The organism is Niallia sp. FSL W8-0177 (assembly GCF_038006285.1).
GTDB classification, from domain to species: domain Bacteria; phylum Bacillota; class Bacilli; order Bacillales; family Cytobacillaceae; genus Niallia; species Niallia circulans_A.
In genome coordinates this window covers 2,204,458-2,225,700 of the sequence record NZ_JBBOUX010000001.1, presented here as the reverse complement: position 1 = coordinate 2,225,700, position 21,243 = coordinate 2,204,458, and the positions used below count along the sequence as shown (strand labels likewise).

23 protein-coding genes are annotated in these 21,243 nt (G+C 35.0%); 18 read left to right on the top strand and 5 right to left on the bottom strand.

Going from position 1 to position 21,243, the window contains the following annotated elements:
* Positions 1-10 precede the first annotated feature (10 nt).
* From NST77_RS10990 to map, 3 genes are all read right to left on the bottom strand, one after another.
* Positions 11-1,306 (bottom strand): DUF4179 domain-containing protein, encoded by a 1,296-nt coding sequence (locus tag NST77_RS10990; protein ID WP_123259269.1) that lies wholly within the window; start codon positions 1,304-1,306, stop codon positions 11-13.
* Complete coding sequence (locus tag NST77_RS10985; RefSeq protein WP_095331749.1) at positions 1,303-1,830, bottom strand: RNA polymerase sigma factor; 528 nt, start codon at positions 1,828-1,830, stop codon at positions 1,303-1,305. The genes NST77_RS10990 and NST77_RS10985 overlap by 4 nt, the downstream gene beginning before the upstream one ends.
* A 130-nt stretch (positions 1,831-1,960) precedes the next feature.
* Entirely contained in the window at positions 1,961-2,707 is a 747-nt protein-coding gene (map, locus tag NST77_RS10980; protein ID WP_095331751.1) for a type I methionyl aminopeptidase, read from the bottom strand.
* Positions 2,708-2,900: 193 nt separating this feature from the next.
* Between map and NST77_RS10975 the strand changes: the two genes are divergently transcribed.
* The 10 genes from NST77_RS10975 to NST77_RS10930 all read left to right on the top strand — a co-directional run bounded on the left by NST77_RS10975 (position 2,901) and on the right by NST77_RS10930 (position 12,057).
* Positions 2,901-4,064, top strand: coding sequence for a D-alanyl-D-alanine carboxypeptidase family protein (locus NST77_RS10975; protein WP_095331753.1), 1,164 nt, complete (start codon positions 2,901-2,903; stop codon positions 4,062-4,064).
* A gap of 132 nt (positions 4,065-4,196) precedes the next feature.
* Positions 4,197-4,547: an anti-sigma F factor antagonist gene (gene spoIIAA / locus NST77_RS10970; protein ID WP_047940316.1), complete on the top strand. Its 351-nt coding sequence runs from the start codon at positions 4,197-4,199 to the stop codon at positions 4,545-4,547.
* 1 nt (position 4,548) lies between these two features.
* Positions 4,549-4,989 carry an anti-sigma F factor gene (spoIIAB, locus tag NST77_RS10965; protein ID WP_047940317.1) on the top strand — a complete coding sequence of 147 codons (441 nt, stop codon included), beginning with the start codon at positions 4,549-4,551 and terminating at the stop codon, positions 4,987-4,989.
* A gap of 12 nt (positions 4,990-5,001) precedes the next feature.
* On the top strand, positions 5,002-5,760 hold the full coding sequence (sigF, locus tag NST77_RS10960; RefSeq protein WP_095331755.1) for an RNA polymerase sporulation sigma factor SigF: 759 nt from the start codon (positions 5,002-5,004) through the stop codon (positions 5,758-5,760).
* A gap of 152 nt (positions 5,761-5,912) precedes the next feature.
* Complete coding sequence (locus NST77_RS10955; protein ID WP_095331945.1) at positions 5,913-6,533, top strand: stage V sporulation protein AA; 621 nt, start codon at positions 5,913-5,915, stop codon at positions 6,531-6,533.
* Positions 6,523-6,942, top strand: a complete 420-nt coding sequence (locus tag NST77_RS10950; RefSeq protein ID WP_163186142.1) for a stage V sporulation protein AB — start codon at positions 6,523-6,525, stop codon at positions 6,940-6,942. The genes NST77_RS10955 and NST77_RS10950 overlap by 11 nt, the downstream gene beginning before the upstream one ends.
* A gap of 37 nt (positions 6,943-6,979) precedes the next feature.
* A complete protein-coding gene (locus tag NST77_RS10945) occupies positions 6,980-7,591 on the top strand; it encodes a stage V sporulation protein AE (RefSeq protein ID WP_341122972.1) in 612 nt (203 codons plus the stop codon).
* Complete coding sequence (locus NST77_RS10940; RefSeq protein WP_163186148.1) at positions 7,542-9,017, top strand: spore germination protein; 1,476 nt, start codon at positions 7,542-7,544, stop codon at positions 9,015-9,017. Before NST77_RS10945 ends, NST77_RS10940 begins: the two co-directional genes overlap by 50 nt.
* A gap of 304 nt (positions 9,018-9,321) precedes the next feature.
* Positions 9,322-10,647 carry a diaminopimelate decarboxylase gene (lysA, locus tag NST77_RS10935; RefSeq protein ID WP_341122971.1) on the top strand — a complete coding sequence of 442 codons (1,326 nt, stop codon included), beginning with the start codon at positions 9,322-9,324 and terminating at the stop codon, positions 10,645-10,647.
* Between the two features lie 51 nt (positions 10,648-10,698).
* The gene (locus tag NST77_RS10930; RefSeq protein WP_341122970.1) at positions 10,699-12,057 is read left to right on the top strand and encodes an IS1182 family transposase; all 1,359 of its coding nucleotides are present in this window, start codon (positions 10,699-10,701) and stop codon (positions 12,055-12,057) included.
* A 164-nt stretch (positions 12,058-12,221) separates the two neighbouring features.
* Here the strand turns inward: NST77_RS10930 and NST77_RS10925 are convergent, their stop codons facing one another.
* On the bottom strand, positions 12,222-13,088 hold the full coding sequence (locus NST77_RS10925; RefSeq protein ID WP_095331761.1) for a DUF1002 domain-containing protein: 867 nt from the start codon (positions 13,086-13,088) through the stop codon (positions 12,222-12,224).
* Positions 13,089-13,934: 846 nt separating this feature from the next.
* Here NST77_RS10925 and NST77_RS10920 point away from each other — a divergent pair.
* Entirely contained in the window at positions 13,935-14,300 is a 366-nt protein-coding gene (locus tag NST77_RS10920) for a GNAT family N-acetyltransferase (RefSeq protein ID WP_095331763.1), read from the top strand.
* Positions 14,301-14,378: 78 nt separating this feature from the next.
* On the opposite strand, the gene NST77_RS10915 is transcribed toward NST77_RS10920, so the two are convergent.
* Positions 14,379-14,906: a DUF309 domain-containing protein gene (locus tag NST77_RS10915; RefSeq protein ID WP_095331765.1), complete on the bottom strand. Its 528-nt coding sequence runs from the start codon at positions 14,904-14,906 to the stop codon at positions 14,379-14,381.
* Between the two features lie 210 nt (positions 14,907-15,116).
* Here NST77_RS10915 and NST77_RS10910 point away from each other — a divergent pair, with 210 nt between their 5' ends.
* The 7 genes from NST77_RS10910 to rluB all read left to right on the top strand — a co-directional run bounded on the left by NST77_RS10910 (position 15,117) and on the right by rluB (position 21,070).
* Positions 15,117-15,869 (top strand): segregation/condensation protein A, encoded by a 753-nt coding sequence (locus tag NST77_RS10910; protein WP_123259272.1) that lies wholly within the window; start codon positions 15,117-15,119, stop codon positions 15,867-15,869.
* A 4-nt stretch (positions 15,870-15,873) separates the two neighbouring features.
* Entirely contained in the window at positions 15,874-16,455 is a 582-nt protein-coding gene (gene scpB, locus NST77_RS10905; protein WP_095331769.1) for an SMC-Scp complex subunit ScpB, read from the top strand.
* 214 nt (positions 16,456-16,669) lie between these two features.
* A complete protein-coding gene (locus tag NST77_RS10900) occupies positions 16,670-17,563 on the top strand; it encodes a superoxide dismutase (RefSeq protein WP_095331771.1) in 894 nt (297 codons plus the stop codon).
* Positions 17,564-17,733: 170 nt separating this feature from the next.
* Positions 17,734-18,885, top strand: a complete 1,152-nt coding sequence (locus tag NST77_RS10895) for a D-alanyl-D-alanine carboxypeptidase family protein (protein ID WP_341122969.1) — start codon at positions 17,734-17,736, stop codon at positions 18,883-18,885.
* Entirely contained in the window at positions 18,878-19,465 is a 588-nt protein-coding gene (locus NST77_RS10890; protein ID WP_095331775.1) for a nucleoside recognition domain-containing protein, read from the top strand. The genes NST77_RS10895 and NST77_RS10890 overlap by 8 nt, the downstream gene beginning before the upstream one ends.
* Before the next feature lie 6 nt (positions 19,466-19,471).
* Positions 19,472-20,005, top strand: a complete 534-nt coding sequence (locus NST77_RS10885; protein ID WP_095259116.1) for a spore maturation protein — start codon at positions 19,472-19,474, stop codon at positions 20,003-20,005.
* Between the two features lie 336 nt (positions 20,006-20,341).
* The gene (gene rluB, locus NST77_RS10880; protein ID WP_095259115.1) at positions 20,342-21,070 is read left to right on the top strand and encodes a 23S rRNA pseudouridine(2605) synthase RluB; all 729 of its coding nucleotides are present in this window, start codon (positions 20,342-20,344) and stop codon (positions 21,068-21,070) included.
* Positions 21,071-21,243: the final 173 nt, after the last annotated feature.

The window sequence follows — 21,243 nt, the reverse complement described above, 5'->3', positions numbered from 1 at the left end:
TTTGCTTTCTTTATTGAAGAGGAATAGCTAAAGTTTTATTGTACTTTTTCACATAATGCAATCCGCCAATATGCAGTTCCAGCGGCCGAGATTTTGTGTCAAATAGCAATGATCGCTCATTATTAATTGTTCCATCCTTGTTAGTGATCAACTGGTGATTGGTTGTTGTTTTTAAAGGAATTCTTTTTTGCTCTTCGTTAATAATACTTACTTTATCGAATAAAACAGAATCACTCGTGGAGATACTTATTGATAGCATATCATTTAACTGGATGTTCTTTATGGTTAATTCATCATTCTCTAATGGTATTACTCTATTTTCTTCTTTCTCTGTAAGCGCAATGGATTTATTTATCGATTTATAACCGATAAAGTCTTTCATGTGAATTTCGAGTGAATGGATATCTTCTGGAAGGCCATCATATTCAATCGAAAATGTATTGTTTTTGTTAATGGATGAAGAAGTAGTATAGCCTTCTTGGGAGAGAGGCTTACCATTTGCGACTAGCTCTACTCCATTAAAACCATAATTGAGTCGGTCATAATTATCGACATGAAACGAGCCTTCTATAACCGTTTGAGTAGGAGTAGCTGTGATTCTTTTAAAATGAATAGTACCTTTATCTACATTCCATTTTTTATTAATAGATTGCTTCATTTTTGTTTGTAATGCTTCCTTATGATTATAGGGAAAGGAGATATCAGTTGTACCTTCCATTGTTTCATCATCTTTCCAGTAAACATAGTGCAGCTGGAGCTTTTTCGAAAAAGCATTAATGGGATCAAAATTTAATATTCCCGTGATTTTTGTTTTGTCATCATTTTTTTCAAAAACAGAGCTATTCATTTTTGCATTTGTAAAAAAACCAGTAATGTTCCTTGGAGAAAAAATATGATCTAGATCATCTGGCAAGCCTTTATCATTTTCTAATGTAATATAAACAACCAATCTATTTTCATCGGACATAAGTCCATTGATTGTTAATACAGTACCATTTTCTAATAGATAAGACTTCTCAATATTTTGTCCGAATCCATTTTCATTTAAATCTTTTAAGGATTGATTCATAATGGTATCAAATCCTAACAGTTTTTTGCCGTAATAAGCCAATGCACTTGATTGATACGTCATAAAAATTAAGAGAATAATTGCAGCAGCAGATAAGGGGTACCATCTCTTTAGGTTAGGAGAGTTTGTTTTTTTATCAAAAAGTGCTTTGCTTAGTCGCTGTTCTAATTCTGGCGGAGCTGTTATTTCTGCGATTTTCTTTTTTTCCTCTAGTAGTTTATCCTCTAAAGATTTCACTTGTCTTCCCCTCCATACATCTTCTTTAATCGTTTTAAGCCATTGTGTATTCTAGATTTTACGGTGCCGGTAGATACTTTCATGATGCTGGCAATCGTCTCATTATCGAAATCGTGAAAGTACTTTAGCTTGATTGCTTCCGCTTGGACTGGGGTTAATTTTGTTAATAATTGTATAATGTCTAGTGTTTCTACTGAATATTTATATGGATCGGTTGTATGTAAAAGATTGTGCTGCTCTAAGTCATCCATAACTATTTCTCTACGTTCCTTTTTTAATTTCCCCTTACAAATATTCACTAAGATAGTTTTACTCCAGCTATAGAAAGATTCAATTTTTTCGAGCTGAGCAATTTTCTCATATAAGATGACGATCATTTCTTCCATTGCATCCATCGCATCATGAGAATTCCCCATATAGGAATACGCTAGACGATAATAATCGTCTTTTTGCTGCATCACTAATTGAAGCAAGGCTTTTTTATTCCGCTTTTTTGCCTTCTGTACAAGTTGTTCATCATTCATGTCTTCACCTCTCGCTTATAAGAGTATTGTAGCGTTTAAAAAGTTCATTTTTTTTGGATTTAATATATGAATATTTTCAGGATAACAAAAAGACACCCAATGGCTTGCAATCTGCCATTGGGTGTTTGTCTTATTGTTTTGTTAAGATTACTGGTCCATTAGCTGTAATGGCTAAGGTATGTTCATATTGCGCAGAAAGGCTGCCATCAACAGTTCGTGCTGTCCATCCATCCAAATCAACCTTGGCATGATACATACCGATATTTAACATTGGTTCAATTGTAATAACCATTCCCTCTTTAAGAGGTGTGCCAACATGTGGAGGGCCATAGTGAGGGATTTGTGGGAGTTCATGCATTTCTCTGCCAATTGCATGTCCTACAAAATCTCGCACTACCCCATAACCTTTTGCTTCTGCGAACATTTGAATGGCATGGGAGATATCGCCTACTTTGTTTCCGACGACTGCTTGTTCTATTCCTATGTATAATGCCTCTTCAGTTGTTTTTAATAAGTTTTTTGCCTCTTCGGAGATATTCCCAACCGGATATGACCAGGCGGAATCAGCAAGCCATCCATCTAAGTTTACTACCATATCTACCGTAACAATATCTCCGTCTTTCAAGGGATTTTTGGAAGGAAAACCATGACAGATTACGTCATTAATAGATGCACAAGTTGCAAATGGATAACCTTGATAGCCCTTTTGTTCTGGAGTGGCTCCTCTTTGTAAAATAAAGTTTTCCGCAAATACATCGATTTCTTCCGTAGTAATACCCGGTTTGATTAACTTTTTAATTTCTTTATGACAATCAGCAAGAATTTCTCCTGCTTTTCTCATTTTTTCAATTTGCTCAGGTGTCTTTAAATGAATCAATTGTTAACCTCCTTTGAACTCCATTCATTATAACCTAGATCAGTAAACTAGCCTAACGATACCTATAAAATGCATGAAACATTCTATCCTTCCTTTAGTGCAATTCAAATTATTTCATGAATATTCTTCATTGACTGTATAAACTTGTTTTTTTTGGAAAAAATGGATGCTATATAGAATGGAGGGTCAATAGATGAAACGCATCATATCATTGTTAATCATTACCTGTTTTATGACATCAATTTTGGCACCGGGCACTTTAGCTGCTGAGAAAAAGCAAGAATTAGTTGAAAATGTAAAATCAGCCATTTTAATTGATCGAGATACAGGAACTATTATGTATGAAAAAAACAGCGAGGAAAAACTTCCTCCTGCCAGTATGACAAAAATAATGACGATGCTTCTGATCATGGAAGCAATTGATCAAGGAAAATTAAAGTTAGATGAGAAAATACGTACAAGTGAGCATGCGGCATCTATGGGAGGCTCACAAATTTTCCTTGAACCTGGGGAAGAGATGACAACCGAGCAAATGTTAAAAGGAATTGCCATTGGATCTGGAAATGATGCAGCTGTAGCAGTTGCGGAAAGATTAGCAGGATCTGAAGAAGAGTTTGTTCAATTAATGAATGAAAAAGCAAAAGAATTAGGCTTAGAAAGCACTAAGTTTCAAAATGTTACAGGACTTCCAGTAACAGATCATTACAGTTCTGCAAAAGATATGGCATTAATGGCAAAAGAGTTGCTGAAATATGAGGATATTACGAAATTTACTGGCACATATGAAGATTATTTAAGAGAAGATACCGAGAAGAAGTTTTGGCTAGTTAATACAAACCGTCTTGTTAAGTTTTATCCAGGCGTGGACGGATTAAAAACAGGGTTTACGGCTGAAGCAAAATATTGTTTGACCGCAACTGCTATGAAAAATGGAATGCGTGTAATTGCAGTTGTTTTCGGTGCGCCAACCTCGAAAGAAAGAAACGCTCAAGTAACAAAAATGCTGGATTATGCATTTAGTCAATATGAAACACATCCTTTGCATAAACGAGAAGAAGCGATTGGCAAAGTAAAAGTAAGCAAAGGATCAGAGAAAGAAGTAACAGCCGTTACGAGCGAACCAATTTCTATCTTAACGAAAAAAGGGGAGCAAATCGATAAATTACAGAAAGAAATTACGATGCATAAAAAATTAAAGGCTCCAATTGAAAAAGGACAGGAGATTGGAAAAATCACCTATAAACAAGACGGGAAAACCCTTGTGACAAGTCCATTGGTAGCACAAAAAGAAGTGAAATCGGCAAAATGGTGGACATTATTTAAACGATCTGCCGGAATGTTTACAAAAACAGAATAGTTTTATTTCTTTTGTCGAATTCATTTATTTTCCTTCTGTTTTTAGCGAAAGAACACTAGTTTTGTCTGTGGAGAAGGAAATTGCATGAAAACCTAGAATAGTTTCTTTAAACCAAATAAGGAGGCTATTCTAGTGAGTCTTAATATTGAGTTGGAAATAAAAAACAATGTACTTTGTATACGCCTATCTGGGGAATTGGATCATCACTATGCAGAAGAATTACGGACAAAAGCAACAACTGCAATAGAGAGCTATAGTATTCGTCATATCGTGTTAAATCTTGAACATTTAACATTTATGGATAGTTCTGGCTTAGGGGTTATATTGGGAAGATATAAGCAAATTAAACAGCTTGGAGGAGAAATGGTCATTTGTGCTATCTCTCCAAGTGTTCAGCGTTTATTTGATATGTCTGGTATGTTTAAAATTATGAAGCTGGAAACAAATGAAGAATTTGCCCTACAACGATTGGGGGTAGCTTAAAATGAGAAACGAAATGCATATTCAATTTAGCGCACTTAGCCAGAATGAGTCATTTGCACGTGTAACGGTTGCTGCATTTATTACACAGTTAGATCCAACAATGGATGAATTAACGGAAATTAAAACAGTTGTTTCAGAAGCTGTGACTAACTGCATTATCCACGGTTATGAAAATGATCCGAATGGAATTGTTTATATTTCTGTTATATTAGAAGATTCATACATTGATTTAACCATCAGAGATGAAGGGAAAGGAATTTTCGATGTAGAGGAAGCAAGACAGCCATTATTTACGACAAAACCAGAACTTGAACGATCTGGTATGGGATTTACCATCATGGAAAATTTTATGGATGAAATCGAAATTCAGTCAAGTCCAGATAGCGGAACAGAGATTCGTCTGCGTAAGCATTTAATGAAAAGCAAAATGCTAAGCAATTAAGGAGAATCGTCTATGGATGTGGAGGTAAAGAAAGACAAGAAGGAAACGTATCTAAAAGACCATGAAGTCAAGGACTTAATAAAGCGAAGCCAAGATGGAGATCAATCAGCAAGAGATACTATCGTTCAGAAAAATATGCGTCTTGTTTGGTCAGTCGTACAAAGATTTTTAAATAGGGGATATGATCCTGATGATTTATTTCAAATAGGATGTATCGGGCTATTAAAATCAGTTGATAAATTTGATTTAAGCTATGATGTAAAATTTTCTACCTATGCAGTACCAATGATTATTGGAGAAATTCAACGATTTATCCGTGATGATGGGACGGTAAAGGTTAGTAGATCGTTAAAAGAATTAAGTAATAAAATTCGAAAGGCGAAGGACGAGTTATCGAAGCAATATGGCAGAACACCAACAGTCGGGGAACTTTCCGAGTTTTTAGAGATACCTCCAGAAGATATCGTTCTCGCACAAGAAGCTGCACGAACGCCATCCTCGATTCATGAGACTGTTTATGAAAATGATGGGGATCCCATTACATTACTGGATCAAATTGATGATGGAAATGAAGGGAAATGGTTTGATAAGATTGCTTTACAGGAAGCTATTAGGGAGCTTGATGAACGAGAGCGTCTGATTGTTTATTTACGATATTATAAAGATCAGACTCAATCCGAAGTAGCGACGAGGCTTGGGATTTCTCAAGTTCAAGTTTCTAGGTTGGAGAAAAAAATATTAATACAAATGAAAGAGCAAATGGATCTTTAAAGATAATAGCCGTCAGTCCGCATCGTGGATTGGCGGCTATTTTATTTTTATATATAAAGTGAAAAAATTACCATTTAACAGTCTTTCATATTTTTATCATGATAATCGAATACTACAGTCATGGTGAAAACAACGTGTTAGGACGTGAAAAAATGGCAGAGACAATATATATCAGAATGAGACATCGCATTCAAAAAAAGTCAAATGAACGGATATTTCTGAAAGATCTTGCACAAATCATTGCAACAGATGAATTGCTGTCTACACTAAAGGATGTATGTCTATACCATATTACAGAACAAGATAAGAATATTATCATTATTGATAGTACGTTAGTTATTCGCGAAATTAAAAAAATCGATAAAGAAGTAGAAATCCAATTAATAGGACCAGCTCAAACGATCATTGAGGTTGTTTTTAAGAAGAGGAAAGTAACACTTCCGTTATTTATCCTAGTTTGGCTATTACTTTTTATTGGTTCTGGATTAACGATTATGAACTTTCATGAAGATGTAAGCATGCAATCTGTCCATCAGAGAGTTTATAAAATGATTACAGGGAAGGAAGTCGAAAAACCATTAATTTTTCAGATTCCTTATTCCGTAGGATTAGGTTTAGGAATGGTTATTTTTTTCAACCATGTGTTTAAGAAACGCCTTAATGAAGAGCCTAGTCCATTAGAAGTGGAAGTATTCAATTATCAGCAGTCCTTAGATCAGTACATGATTATGCATGAAAATAAAGAAAGCATAAAAAAGTCAGATGATCATTAATATCTTATTTGTGATTTTTGTCGGGTTAGCGTGGGGAATAACCGTTGGGGCTGGTTACGTAGCCTTTTTAACCGTATTTGGTATTATCCCAAGGCTGACACAGCTAACCAAAACCTTTAATAAGATTTATGCATATGAATGGGCTGCTGTTTTAGGAGCTGTTTCTGGGACACTTGCTTTCTTGAGAGAACCTAGTTTTTCCTTACCATCATTTCTACTTATCATAATAGGCATTGCAGGAGGAATTTATATTGGAATGATAGCAGCAGCATTAACAGAAGTGCTGGATGTATTCCCCCTTTTAGCAAAGCGAATTGGAATTGCTGACAAATTATTAGTATTAATGATGGCTCTTGTATTTGGTAAGATCTTTGGCTCCTTATTTCATTGGATATATTTTATTCCTTGAGGCTGAATGTAATGGAGAAAGAAAGGAAGTATGGGAAATGGAAAATAGGAGAAAAGTAATCTTAATAACAGATGGAGATGAATATGCCAGAAGAGCTGTTGAAATGGTTGCGAAGGACGTTGGGGGAAGATGTATCTCTACCTCCTTTGGAAATCCAAGCAATCATAGTGGAGAAGAAATATTAACTTTTATTAAGCAAGCGAAAAATGATCCAGTACTAGTTATGTTTGATGATAGTGGCTTTGTGGGAGAAGGAAATGGCGAGAGTGCACTAAAATACATAGCTACTCATCCTGATTTAGAAGTCTTGGGAGTACTTGCCGTGGCAAGCAGAACAAGACGAGAGGAATGGACAAAAATTGATGTTGCCATCGACCAAGATGGTGAATTGACGCCATATGGAGTTGACAAATATGGAATTCCAGAAATGGAGTTAGGAAGAGTGAATGGAGATACTGTGTATATTCTAGATGAATTAAATCTTCCGCTTGTTGTTGGCATTGGAGACATTGGGAAGATGGGGAAAAAAGACTCTTATGAAAAAGGTGCCCCGATAACACGGAAAGCAGTAGAATATATTTTAGAAAGAAGTGGTCTTTATGAGCAGCAAGACAGAAAAGAAGATCCAGATATACGAGGAACTAGATAAAATCGAAAAGTATATGAAGGATCGGGTTGGGCTTGGAACTAGCTTCGATCTGGGTGTTCGAAAATTTAAAGTAATGCGAAAAAAAGTCAATTTATATTATGTAAATGGACTATGTGATAGTGCGTTGATTGCCGAATTATTGGAGCAGCTACTATTTTTAAATGATACGGATCGTAAATCGCAAGCAAGAGATACATTTGAAATCATACAGAATCAATTGGTCCACCAAAGTGTACAAGTTATTGAAAAAATGGATGAATTAGTAGACCAAGTTCTGTCTGGATTAGTAGCAGTTGTTATAGAAGGATACGATCATGGTCTTATTATTGATGTGCGAAGCTATCCAGGAAGGATGCCAGAAGAACCAGATACAGAAAAGGTAGTCAGAGGTTCACGCGATGGATTTGTTGAGAATATTATCGTTAACACTGCTATCACTAGAAGAAGGATTAGAGATGAACGATTGCGCTTTGAGATTATGAGAGTGGGAGAGCGTTCTAAAACCGATATTGCCGTAGGGTATATTGATGGAGTGGCAGATCCTGATTTAATTGAAATTGTAAAAAAGGAAATGAAAAGCTTAAAAACAGATGGACTAACAATGGCTGATAAAACGATTGAAGAGTTTTTATTAAAGCAAGGCTATAATCCCTACCCTCTCGTAAGATATACGGAACGAGCAGATGTAGCTGCGACCCATTTATTAGAAGGTCATGTCATTATTTATGTCGATACATCTCCAAGTGTCATTATAACACCAGCAACTTTTTTTCATCATTTGCAGCATGCAGAGGAATATAGACAATCGCCAATGGTTGGAACCTTTGTGAGATGGATTCGCTTCTTAGGGATTATTGCCTCTATCTTTTTCCTGCCATTTTGGTTTTTAGCTGTGCTGGAGCCATCCCTGCTGCCAGAAAGGCTTGCTTTTATCGGGCCAAATGAAACAACAAACATTCCAATTGTTGTACAAATTTTCATTGCAGACCTCGGGCTTGAATTTTTAAGGATTGCTGCCATTCATACTCCAACACCATTGTCAACCGCGATGGGATTGATAGCAGCTGTTCTTATTGGGCAAATTGCGATTGATGTTGGACTATTTGTTCCAGAAGTTATTCTGTATGTATCAGTTGCTGCAATAGGTAACTTTGCTACACCTAGTTATGAACTTGGGATTGCTAACAAAATTGTTCGACTCGCCTTGTTAATCGTTGTAGCCATTTTTCATACACCTGGCTTTGTTATTGGAATGACCCTGTACCTTCTATTTTTAATTCGAACAACCACATTAAATGTTCCATATTTATGGCCATTTATTCCTTTTCATCCAATAGCTTTGTCCCAAATTCTCATTCGCCGTGCAGTTCCAGGAAATAAAATTAGACCAAGTCATTTGCATCCACGGGATCGAGTTAAGAGATAGTGAAAGTATATTTATGCGGACCGATTACTTCTTTTTAATACAGGAAATAATCTGTCCGCTCCTTTGTTAAATTAGCTAAACAGCTACTTGAGAATTGGCTGAATTTATGGTACATTTGGATAATTAAACAGAATTATTAATAAAGTGAAACTTTCATTAGCGCTTCTTTCTCAAGTTTATCACGGTGAGACTAATGTTAATAATGATGATATTTATATGTTTCACAAACAGACAAGTTCTTCTTTAAGTAGACTGTCTGTTTTTAATAGGGGATATAATTTTATAGAAGAATAGAGGGGAATCTATGCACTATTACGGAACTTCGAAAGTGAACGATGCAGGTCATCTTGAAATAGGTGGAGTCGATACGCTGGAATTAGTCGAAAAATTTGGAACACCTGTTTATGTATATGATGTTGAATTAATTAGAGAAAGGGCGAAAGGCTTTAAGCAGACTTTTGATCAACTTGGAGTAAAAGCTCAAGTAGCTTATGCAAGTAAAGCTTTTTCTACTATAGCAATGGTTCAACTAGCAAACGAAGAAGGCTTATCATTAGATGTGGTTTCCGGTGGTGAGTTATACACAGCAATCGCTGCAGATTTCCCTGTAGAAAGAATCCATTTTCATGGGAATAATAAAAGTAAAGAAGAACTTATAATGGCAATTGACAAACAGATTGGCTGCATCGTTGTCGATAATTTTTATGAGCTTGAGATGCTTACTCAACTATGTGAAGAAAAAAATAGGAAAATGTCGATCTTACTCAGAGTGACTCCTGGAATTGAGGCGCATACTCATGATTATATTTTAACTGGTCAGGAAGATTCTAAATTTGGGTTTGATTTACAAAATGGACAAGCAGAAAAAGCATTGTTAGAAGCGATTAAATCGCCGTATATAGAGGTACTAGGCCTTCATTGTCATATTGGGTCTCAGATTTTTGATACAACAGGTTTTGTTCTCGCTGCCCAAAAAATAATGGCACAGTTATCAGAATGGAAGGCCAATCATCATTTTGAATCAAGAGTATTAAATTTAGGTGGTGGATTTGGTATTCGTTATACCGAGGAAGACCAGCCTATTCAGCCAGCTGAGTATGTAGATGTAATTATCAAGGAAGTAAAGGAACAAGTTAACAACTTAGAAATGCAAATGCCGGAAATTTGGATTGAGCCAGGCAGATCTCTTGTAGGGGATGCAGGAACGACTTTATATAAAATCGGTTCACGAAAAGAAGTACCGAATGTTAGAAAATATTTAGCAATTGATGGAGGAATGAGCGATAATATTCGTCCTGCTTTATATCAGGCCAAATATGAAGCAGTGCTGGCAAATAAACCTCTGCAAGCCCCAGATGAAACAGTTTCTATTGCAGGGAAATGCTGTGAATCAGGAGATATGCTTATTTGGGACCTTCCTTTACCTAAAGCAGGCGATCATGATGTACTTGCTGTATTCTGTACAGGAGCTTACGGATATTCGATGGCAAACAATTATAATCGAATCCCAAGACCACCTGTTGTGTTCGTGGAAAATGGAGAAGCAAGATTGGTAGTGAAGAGAGAATCATTTGAAGATTTATTACGCTTAGACTTGCCATTAAAAGAAACAGCTTCATTAAAAAAATAAAGCTTTTTTAATTTAAAATATTTAATAAGAGATTTTAAGAGGTGATGGATAATGATGACAAGAAACAATAATTCTGAAAGAGATCAGTTAGAAGTAATCGCAATTGACCAATTAGTACCACAAGATCATTTGGTGCGTAAAATTGAATCTGCTATTGATTTCTCCTTCATTTATCCATTGGTTGAAAAACTCTATTCAACACTAGGTCGTCCGAGTATTGATCCTGTTGTATTGATTAAAATGACATTTATTCAATATGTATTTGGTATTCGTTCTATGAGGCAAACCATTAAAGAAATTGAAACAAACGTGGCATATCGCTGGTTCTTGGGATTCGGTTTTTATACAGAAGTTCCTCATTTCTCTACCTTTGGTAAGAATTATGAGCGTCGTTTTAAAGAAACGGATTTATTTGAACAAATCTTTTATCGGATTCTAAAAGAGATTACAGATAAAGGTTTATTGAGCGCAGATCATGTATTTATTGATTCAACTCATGTTAAAGCTAGTGCTAATAAACGTAAATTTGAAAAGAAAACAGTGAGAAAAGAAACTCGAGCTTATGAAGCGAAACTTCAGGCTGAATTAAATCAAGACCGTATGGATAACGGAAAGAAACCTTTTCCACCTGAAAAGTTTGAAAAGGAAGAGATAAAGGAAATTAAGGAAAGTACTACTGACCCTGAAAGTGGGTACTACGTAAAAGATGAAAGAACAAAACAGTTTGCTTATTCTTTTCATGCTGCTACTGACCGAAATGGGTTTGTGTTAGGATCCCTTGTAACGCCTGGAAACATTCATGATAGTCATATACTTCAACCATTAGTAGAGAAACTAATGGATAAAGTAAAGAAACCTTTAGCTGTTGCTGCTGATGCGGCCTATAAGACTCCTGCGATTTGTAATTTTCTTTTAGAGAATGGCATCACTCCTGCTCTTCCTTATACTCGACCAAAAACAAAGGAAGGATTCATCCGTAAACATGAATACGTTTATGATGAGCACTATAATTGCTATATCTGTCCGCAAGGAGAGATATTATCATACACAACAACCACGAAGGAAGGATATCGGCAGTACAAATCCAATCCCTTGAAATGTTCAAAGTGTCCTTTACTAGAACAGTGTACTCAGAGTCAAAATCATCAAAAGTTAATCCAACGCCATATCTGGGAAGGCTATTTAGAAGAGGCCGAACACCTTCGTCATAAGCAAGAAGTAAAAGAAATATATGCACGTCGAAAAGAATCCATTGAACGGGTCTTTGCAGATGCAAAAGAAAAGCATGGTATGCGATGGACAACCCTACGGGGGCTTAAAAAATTGTCCATGCAGGCGATGCTAACTTTTGCTGCAATAAATCTTAAGAAATTAGCCAATTGGACTTGGGGAAGTCCAAAAATGGCATGAAAAATATGAATAATAGGTAATTTACACATATTTTTAAGATAGATTCTAATAAGAAATTCAAAAATCAAAAAGGCATTTGGGAAAGCTTTCTTTCCCAAATGCCTTTTGTCTTCAATCTGAAAGGGAGTCGCTAAGACTCCCTTTTTTACTTGAGTAAATAATAGTTAAGAGAAGAAAGATTTGATTGCTTCAACAATACTTGTAAAGACTTCTTTAATCTTTGCTAAAAACCCTTTTCCTTCTTCGCTTTCTAAATAGCCAGTTAATTTATCCTTTGCTTCACTCAGTTGATTTCCAACTTGATTCCAGTCAATATTAAGTTCTTTTAATTTATTAAAGAAAGAAATAAGACTTTGAAGCTGTTCATCCGTTAAACTGATATTTAATTCTTTAGCAGAATCTTGAATAATTGTTTGTACTTCTTCAACTGTTTTAGGTTTTTGCTCTGCTATTTGCTCCTTCACTTTAGCCATTAAAGCAGTAGCTTCCTCTTGTCCGATATCTTCCCCTAAATTAGCTGTCTCCACCATCTCTTCATTGGCAGCTTGCTTTACGTCTTCTGGGATAACAGTATCTGTTGAAACTTCGTATGCTTTAATAATTCCTGTTAATGCAGCTGTACCAGAAACTTCAATAGGGGCAGTAATATAAATTTTTGCATCCTTTACGCCAGCAGTAATCAAGGCATTAATGTACATTTCGTCCGTAACCCAATTGATATTTTTGGTAGTAACCTGAATTCCAGTACCTTTGTCCCCGATTGTAATGGCCGAAGAAGAAATCGCTCTAGTACCAATTAACGATTTTGAAATGTACTTCCCTAAATATTGGTGCTCTTCTTTATTAGAAACAGTAATAATTTCTGCATCTTCAGGTGCTTTCATTTCTGTTAATAAAAGCTGTTTTTGTTCCGGTGTTAAGTTTTCGCCAAGGGTAACAATCATGTCACCAACTGCTACATCAGCATAAGCTGGAATCGGTATTAATAGTAAGAAAGCTAGAACCATCCATAACCATTTATTTTTTTTCATTCGTTAACCTCCTGTTTTCCTTCTGCTGAACTAGGTGAAAAGTTGTGCTATCCATATTTGGTTAAAATAGCATAAATTTGCGTGAGATAAAATAACTACAACTAATAGACGTAACTCAATCATAATAAGTTTCCTCTTCTAGTTATATTGTCTTCTTTCCCTTTATTATTCACTATAACTCCTGAAAAAATAAAGTTTTTCTGTAGCTTTTTTGCATAGGATGCATATTTTATATAGTATTAAATAAATTTAAAGTGGTAAATATTTTGATTTAGTTTGGAAAGTAAAATGATTTTCTTTTAAGAAGCTAGATAGCTATTTTCTCAAAATCTTTATGTGTAGAATTCAGAGTTGACTTGTTCGGGGGTAAACAACAAAGCGATCAACGGGCAAGAATAATAAGAAGTGAAGGAAGTAAAGGGAATGATATTGGAAATAAATTTAAAAAAGTTTAGCGGATAAATTATTAGCAACGAAGACGAGGAGGGACAACCAGAAATTTTAGAAGTCCTTAAAAATTCTCTTCAACGGATGTATACGGATGAAAGGCCTGGATAAATAGTATTATCTCTATAAGGGTAATTTGGCATAGGTAGGAATGAATCCTTATGCTTAAAAGATTTTCATTGAAGAATATCGCTAATTTATGTATGATAGAACCAATAACATTTATCATATTTTTGGGGCGGTCCTAAATGATTCTTACAAAAGGAAGAGGATGATAAAAATTCGTTTCAGTTTCATAAAGATGAAAAATTTTTAATTTAACATCAGGAGATTGATTGAATCTTATTTTTGATGGGAAAACTGTTAGTGAATATGTTTTAAAAATAATGAGGGATATTAATGATTATTCGATATAAAAAGGCATTTGAAAAGATTGCAATGGGATTGCTTTCATTTATGCCTGCAGAAAAAGATTTAAAAGTATTACAACAAACAATTAAACAATATGAGTCGGAAGAAAATTGGCAATTATTTTTATGGAAGGATGAGGAAGATATTATTGGCTTAATAGGCGTTATCTTTGAAGATGAATCTTCCATTACCATCCAGCATATAACTGTGAATCCATCTCATCGACATCAAGGTGTTGGAAAAGCTATGGTTCAAGCTGTTAAAGGTCTTTATCCGAACCGTACATTAAAATCAAATGAATTAATTGTCAATTTTTTATCTAAGTGTAACGATGGTGTTCAAGTAGATAAATAAAAAAGAGGTGTTTTCTAAGAAGAATCCATTGAATTGGTTCTTTAAGAAAACACCTCTTTTGTGATAAGGGCGGCACTATTAAAAGTGCTTATCCTTTTGTTTTCTTTGAAGCAGTGCGTTTTCTCGTTCCTTTATAACCATACTTCTATCTCGGCTTATATGACGATGAATGATTTCAAAAGGAACCGGCTCTCTAGTTTTCCATTTCAGTCCCTTAATATGTGCTGAATCGATACAGTTCATTTCTAAGTTGTGGTCTTTAATTGGCAAATGATAGGTACAGAAGGCATGATGCTGTTTAATATGCTCTTCTTGTATCTTTAATAACAGAAGTAATTTTGAGTTATCAAGACCTAATTTCTTAATTATATCCTGCTTTTTTTCTAATAGCTGTTTGCTTTTTATGAGCGTTTTTTCTGCTCCTTTAAAATTTTTTCGTCGATGATGATAGGCAGATACTGCCAGGAGAATAAATCCTACCCAAATAGAATCTTTATTGCCAGGATCGACTTTTTTCCAATATTCCTCTAAAATTTCATGACACTCAAAATAATCTTGATCACAATGAAAATGTACGAGAAACTCTATATATTCATTCGGATACATTATTATCTCCTTATTTTTTACTGAAATTAAAATGGGGTTAACGGATCCATTATATGTCTGTTATTATATCGATAAATGATAAAAAATGTAACGATAAGACTTAAAATTAGGGAAATGGTGATTTTTCTGTTGGATAACTATTGTGTTTCGTTTATATTAATACTATCATTATTAAGTTAAAGGGATTCTATTAGGATTTTGGTGAGAATAATGCAATATAATGTGAAAATTGATAGTTTTGAAGGACCATTAGATTTGCTTCTTCATCTAATCAATAAATTGGAAATTGATATTTATGATATTAACGTCGCAGAAATTACCGAACAGTATTTAGATTATGTTCATGCCATGCAAGTGTTACAATTAGACGTAGCGAGTGAATTTTTGGTGATGGCAGCAACTCTTTTAGCGATTAAGAGTAAAATGCTTTTACCAAAGCATGAAGAAGAGTTACTAGATGATGATTTAATGTATGAGCCAGAAGAAGATTCGCGAGAAGAGCTAATTGAGAGGTTAGTAGAATATCGTAAATTTAAAGAGGCGGCAGATGATCTTAAAGAGATGGAATTAGAAAGAGGGCTTATTTTTACAAGACCTCCAAGTGATTTATCAGATTTTAACGTAAGTAATGAAGAAAGCATCAAACAAGAGTTAGATGTTTCTTTATATGATATGCTTGCTGCCTTTCAAAAATTGCTAAAACGTAAAAAGTTACAGTCACCGTTAGCAACAAAAATCACGCGGCAAGAAATTCCAATAGAGAGTCGAATGGAAGAAATTGTTGGATTCTTAAGAACTCGGAGAGAGAGAACATCTTTTGCAGAACTTTTTCCAGTCGCAACAAAATCACATATTGTCGTGACTTTTTTGGCAATTTTAGAACTTTTAAAGCGTCGACAAATATTTGTAGAACAAGAAGGAAACTTTGCAGATATTTTTGTAATGGGAAAGGAAGTTGAATAACAGATTGAAAGTGAATGATTGGAAAGCAATCGTTGAGAGTCTCCTATTTGCCGCGGGAGATGAAGGATTAACGGTCAAGCAATTAATGCATGTTCTAGATATGGAGCAATTAGAAGTAGAACAATTAATAGATGAGCTAATCAAAAATTATCGCAAGGATAAAACAAGAGGAATTTCTATTATAGAAATCGCTGGTACGTATCAATTTGCTACCAAGAAACAGCATTCGGATTATCTAAAAAAGTTAGTGGAATCTCCACATGCATCTACCTTATCACAGGCTGCCCTTGAGACATTGGCAATCATTGCATACAAGCAGCCAATTACACGAGCAGAAATTGAGGAAATTAGAGGGGTAAAAACAGAACGCCCACTTCATACGCTTTCAGCAAAAGCGCTCATTAAAGAAGTGGGTAGAGCAGAGGGAGCGGGAAGAGCAATCCTATATGGAACAACAAAAGAATTCCTAGACCACTTCGGATTAAAGAATATTGGGGAATTACCTCCATTGACAGAAAAGGAAGAAGAGTTTAATCAAGAAGAGGCTGATTTGTTTTTTGAATCGTTTCAGCAAATAGAAGAATAAAAAAGGAGTATCTAGGCAATGGCTTAGATACTTTTTTTATTATTTTTAAAATAAGGTTAATCTTTAGCTGGAATATCTATGTCCAAATCTTCACGTATTTAATAAGAACTCATTCATCAAGATCAGTGAGGACGCAATTTTAAAGACATGATGCTCATCCTTTTATCATACCTTTTATAAGAACGATAATGGAGGAAATGGAGTTGGCACATAGATGAGTAGTTATAATGAATATGTTAGAAATGTGTTGATTTGGAATCAGGAATTAAAGCAGTTATTAGAATCGGAAGAAGTTCAAAAGGAAGAGAGCATTTGGAAAAGGCTCGATAAATTTACGCAGTTAATGGAAGGTGTGCAAAGAAAACCAATCGAAACAGAGGAATTAATTAGGATTCAGCATGAAGCAGAAGAGCTTCATGAACAAATGGAAAGCTATTTTGCCCAAAGACAGCAGCTTGGAACAATATTTATAAAGGAGCCGACTATTGCAGCTGGAGAGCATCAGTTGCCGCAGTTAGCATATGCTTATGATGCCCTTGAACCTTATATTTCAAAGGAGATTATGGAACTTCATCATCAAAAGCATCATCAATCCTATGTGACAGGACTGAATAAGGCAGAAGAGAAACTAAAAGAGGCAAGAAAAAACAATGATTTTGCTCTTGTGAAACATTGGTCTAGGGAGCTAGCATTTCATGGTTCAGGACATTATCTCCATACAATTTTTTGGAATAATATGAGTCCAAAAGGTGGAGGCAAGCCTAAAGGAGCGTTACTGGAGGAAATTAGGAGTTATTTTGGTAGTTTTAAGGCTTTTAAAAATCACTTTTCGGAAGCAGCAAAAGCGGTGGAAGGTGTTGGATGGGCGCTTTTAGTATGGTCTCCACGAGCAAGGCGCCTAGAAGTTCTTCAATCTGAACGACATATGCTGTTAACCCAGTGGGACACCATTCCATTATTAGTACTTGATGTTTGGGAACATGCATACTATTTGCAGTATAAAAATAATAGAGGCGATTATGTAGATAATTGGTGGAACATTGTTAATTGGAAAGATGTTGAAAATCGATTTTTAAAAGCAAGTGAATTGAAATGGCGCCCCTATTAAAGGGAAGTTATAAGCATAATTTAATAATATCAGAAATATATGCTATAAAATATGCAGTCCGTTATAGGATTGCATATTTTATTTGTGAGGAAGCTCTATTTATTAGTCATATGCTTGTCTTTTTTTTCATAAACTTGTACAAACCATTAAAGGAGACGAGGTTGTGTTAAATGAAATTACGTAAACTTATTATTCTTACAATCATTACCTCCATTCTGTTTCTCGCCATTCCCCAAAAAAGCAGTGCACAAATGTATGTAAGTGCACAAAGTGCGATATTAATGGAACAAGACTCTGGACGAGTTATTTTTGAAAAGGACGCACATACAAAAAGAAGGATTGCTAGTATTACAAAAATAATGACCGCGCTGCTCGCGGTGGAGTCTGGAAAATTAGAGGAGACAGTGACTGTTAGTAGTAATGCAATTAGAACGGAAGGATCATCTATTTACTTACAGGAAGGGGAAAAAATTAAGCTCGAAGATCTTGTATATGGATTGATGCTTCGCTCAGGAAACGATGCCGCAGTTGCTATTGCTGAAACTGTTGGTGGAAGTCTAGATGGCTTCGTCTATTTAATGAATCAAAAAGCAGAAGAAATCGGCATGAAGAACACTCATTTTGCTAATCCTCATGGACTTGATGATCATGAAGACCATTATTCTACAGCTTACGATATGGCACTGCTTACCCGTTATGCAATGAATAATGATACATATAAAAAAATTGCTGGGACAAAAAGCTATCGTTCGGAAAGTACAAATAATGAGTGGGATCGGATCTGGAGGAACAAAAACAAACTTTTAACAAGTCTATATGAACATTCAACAGGAGGAAAAACAGGGTATACAAAGAGAGCAAAAAGAACATTGGTCAGTACAGCGGAAAAGGATGGAGTAGAATATATAGCAGTAACGTTAAATGATCCGGATGACTGGGATGATCATATTAATATGTTTGAAACCGCGTTTAAAACATATAAAAAAGTGCAAGTTCTTGAGGAAGGGAAAATAAAAACAGTTAAAGATAAATTTTATAAAAATAAAGTTTATATAAAGTCTGATTTAGAATACCCAGTGACAGAGAAAGAAGAAGATTTATTTAAGGTTGAGTATAGCTTATCAAAGGTCAAGAAAAATTGGAAAAAAAATCAGGAAGAAGTACCTGAAATAGTAGGAGAAGCAAAAATATATTTAGATAGTAAGCTTGTAGATAGCGTTCCTATTCATTTTAAACATATTAAGGCAAAAGAATCAAAAAGCTTTCTAGATTATTTTAAGAATATGTTTACAGCAATGACTGGGGTTGGCCAGGATGGTTAATTATATTTGGGCAGCACTAGCTATTATAGGAATTGTTTTTGCAGCAGTTAATGGAACGATGGATGAAGTAAATAAAGCGATTTTTTCTGGAGCAAAAGAAGCGGTAACAATATGTATTGGTCTTATAAGTGTTTTAGTTTTCTGGCTGGGGATGATGAAAATAGCAGAACAGGCTGGGTTACTTCAAAAACTTACAAATCTATTTAGACCAATAGTAGCAAAGCTTTTTCCTGAGGTTCCAAAAAACCACCCAGCGATGGGGTATATATTATCGAATATGATTGCTAATATATTTGGGCTAGGTAATGCTGCAACACCGCTAGGAATTAAAGCAATGGAAGAATTGAAAAGATTGAATGGGGGCAAGAATTCAGCAAGTAACAGTATGATTACTTTTCTTGCCTTAAATACATCATGTATTACTTTAATTCCGACAACGGTTATTGCAATCAGAATGAATTACCATTCTGATTCTCCAACCGATATAGTAGGACCAACCATTATCGCAACCATTTTCTCCTGTATAGGTGGGATTTTGATTGATCGCTATTTTTACCATAAGAGAATGAGAAAAGGGTGATGTATGATGGAGATAGTATCTTTAATTTCATTGTGGATGATTCCTTCCCTCATCGGGTTTATTTTACTGTATGGAACATTTAAAAAGGTTCCAACATACGAAAGCTTTGTTGAAGGTGGAAAAGAAGGAATTCAGATTGCGTTCTCCATCATTCCCTATTTAGTCGGAATGCTTGTTTCTATATCCATTTTTCGAGCATCTGGAGCATTAGAGTTTTTTATGAGTTTTCTTAAGCCTGTATTAGACTTTATCGGTGTTCCCTCTGAAGTAGCACCATTAGCAATTATTAGACCAATATCAGGAAATGCAGCGTTGGGAATGACAAGTGATTTAATCGCAACATATGGTCCAGATTCCTTTATCGGCAGGCTTGCCTCTGTTATACAAGGAAGCACCGATACCACTCTTTATGTATTGACCGTTTACTTTGGGGCAGTAGGGATAAAGAAAATGGGGGATGCCTTGAAAGTTGGATTACTAGCGGATCTCATTGGATTTATCGCTGCTATTGTAGTTGTAACTTTAATGTTTGGTAAATAATTATAAAATGTCTTAGGGAAAGTTTGTTGTTTTGGAACTATTCCTAAGGCATTTTTGTTTTTTGTTTGGCAGATTCTTTCTAAAAGATTGTTAAGGTTAATGAGAAAAAACATCACACGATAAAAAATTTAATTTAATGAACAAATCCCTCATTTAAAGATTTCTTTGAAATTTCGTCAATTTATGTCATAATTCATAGGAATGGCAAAAAAAGAACGATCAAGGTTTTGAAATTAGTCTATTTTAATAATAGGATTAAAAATAAACGCTTAGAAGATGTTTTGTAAAAACGATCAATCATTTTTTACTGTTGAGAAATTGGATGAGGTGATTTAGATGGAAAGACTACAAAAAGTAATTGCACACGCTGGAATTGCATCAAGAAGAAAAGCAGAGGAATTAATTCTTGAAGGAAAAGTAAAAGTTAATGGAAAAACAGTTAAAGAACTAGGTGTGAAAGTAGGCTCTAACGATAAAATTGAGGTAAGTGGAATTCCTGTTGAGAGGGAAGAACCAGTTTATTTTATCCTCTATAAACCAAGAGGGGTAATTTCTAGTGTCAATGATGATAAAGGAAGAAAAGTAGTAACGGATTATTTTTCTGAAATTGAAGCAAGAATTTATCCTATAGGACGCTTAGATTATGATACTTCAGGTATCATTCTTTTAACAAATGACGGGGAATTTGCAAACCTTATGATGCATCCAAAAGGAGAAATTGAGAAGGTATATGTTGCAAAAGTCAAAGGCATCCCTGCTCGGGAGAAAGTAAAGCAACTGGAAAGAGGGATTATGCTTGAGGATGGAAAAACAGCCCCTGCCAAGGCAAAAATTCTCTCTGTCGATAAGAAAAAAGGAACAAGTATTGTCGAACTGAAGATTCATGAAGGAAGAAACCGCCAAGTGAGAAGAATGTTTGAGGCGATAGGAACACCTGTAATGAAATTAAAAAGAGAAAGATATTCATTCTTAAATTTAAATGGCTTACAGCCTGGAGATGCTCGTGAATTAACTGCACATGAAGTGAAATTACTAAGAGCAGAAGCGCAAAAGAAAAAAGGATAACCAATAAATTTTTGTACTCTTCAGCGTCTATGTCCTTGCATTGCATAAAAATGCTTACCTACTTAATACGGCAGAAATAACCCAAAAATGTTCATAAAAGTTTCACATATTGCAATGGATGATAACAATATCTACATGATAATAATGCTATAATAATTGTGGAAGATTAGATA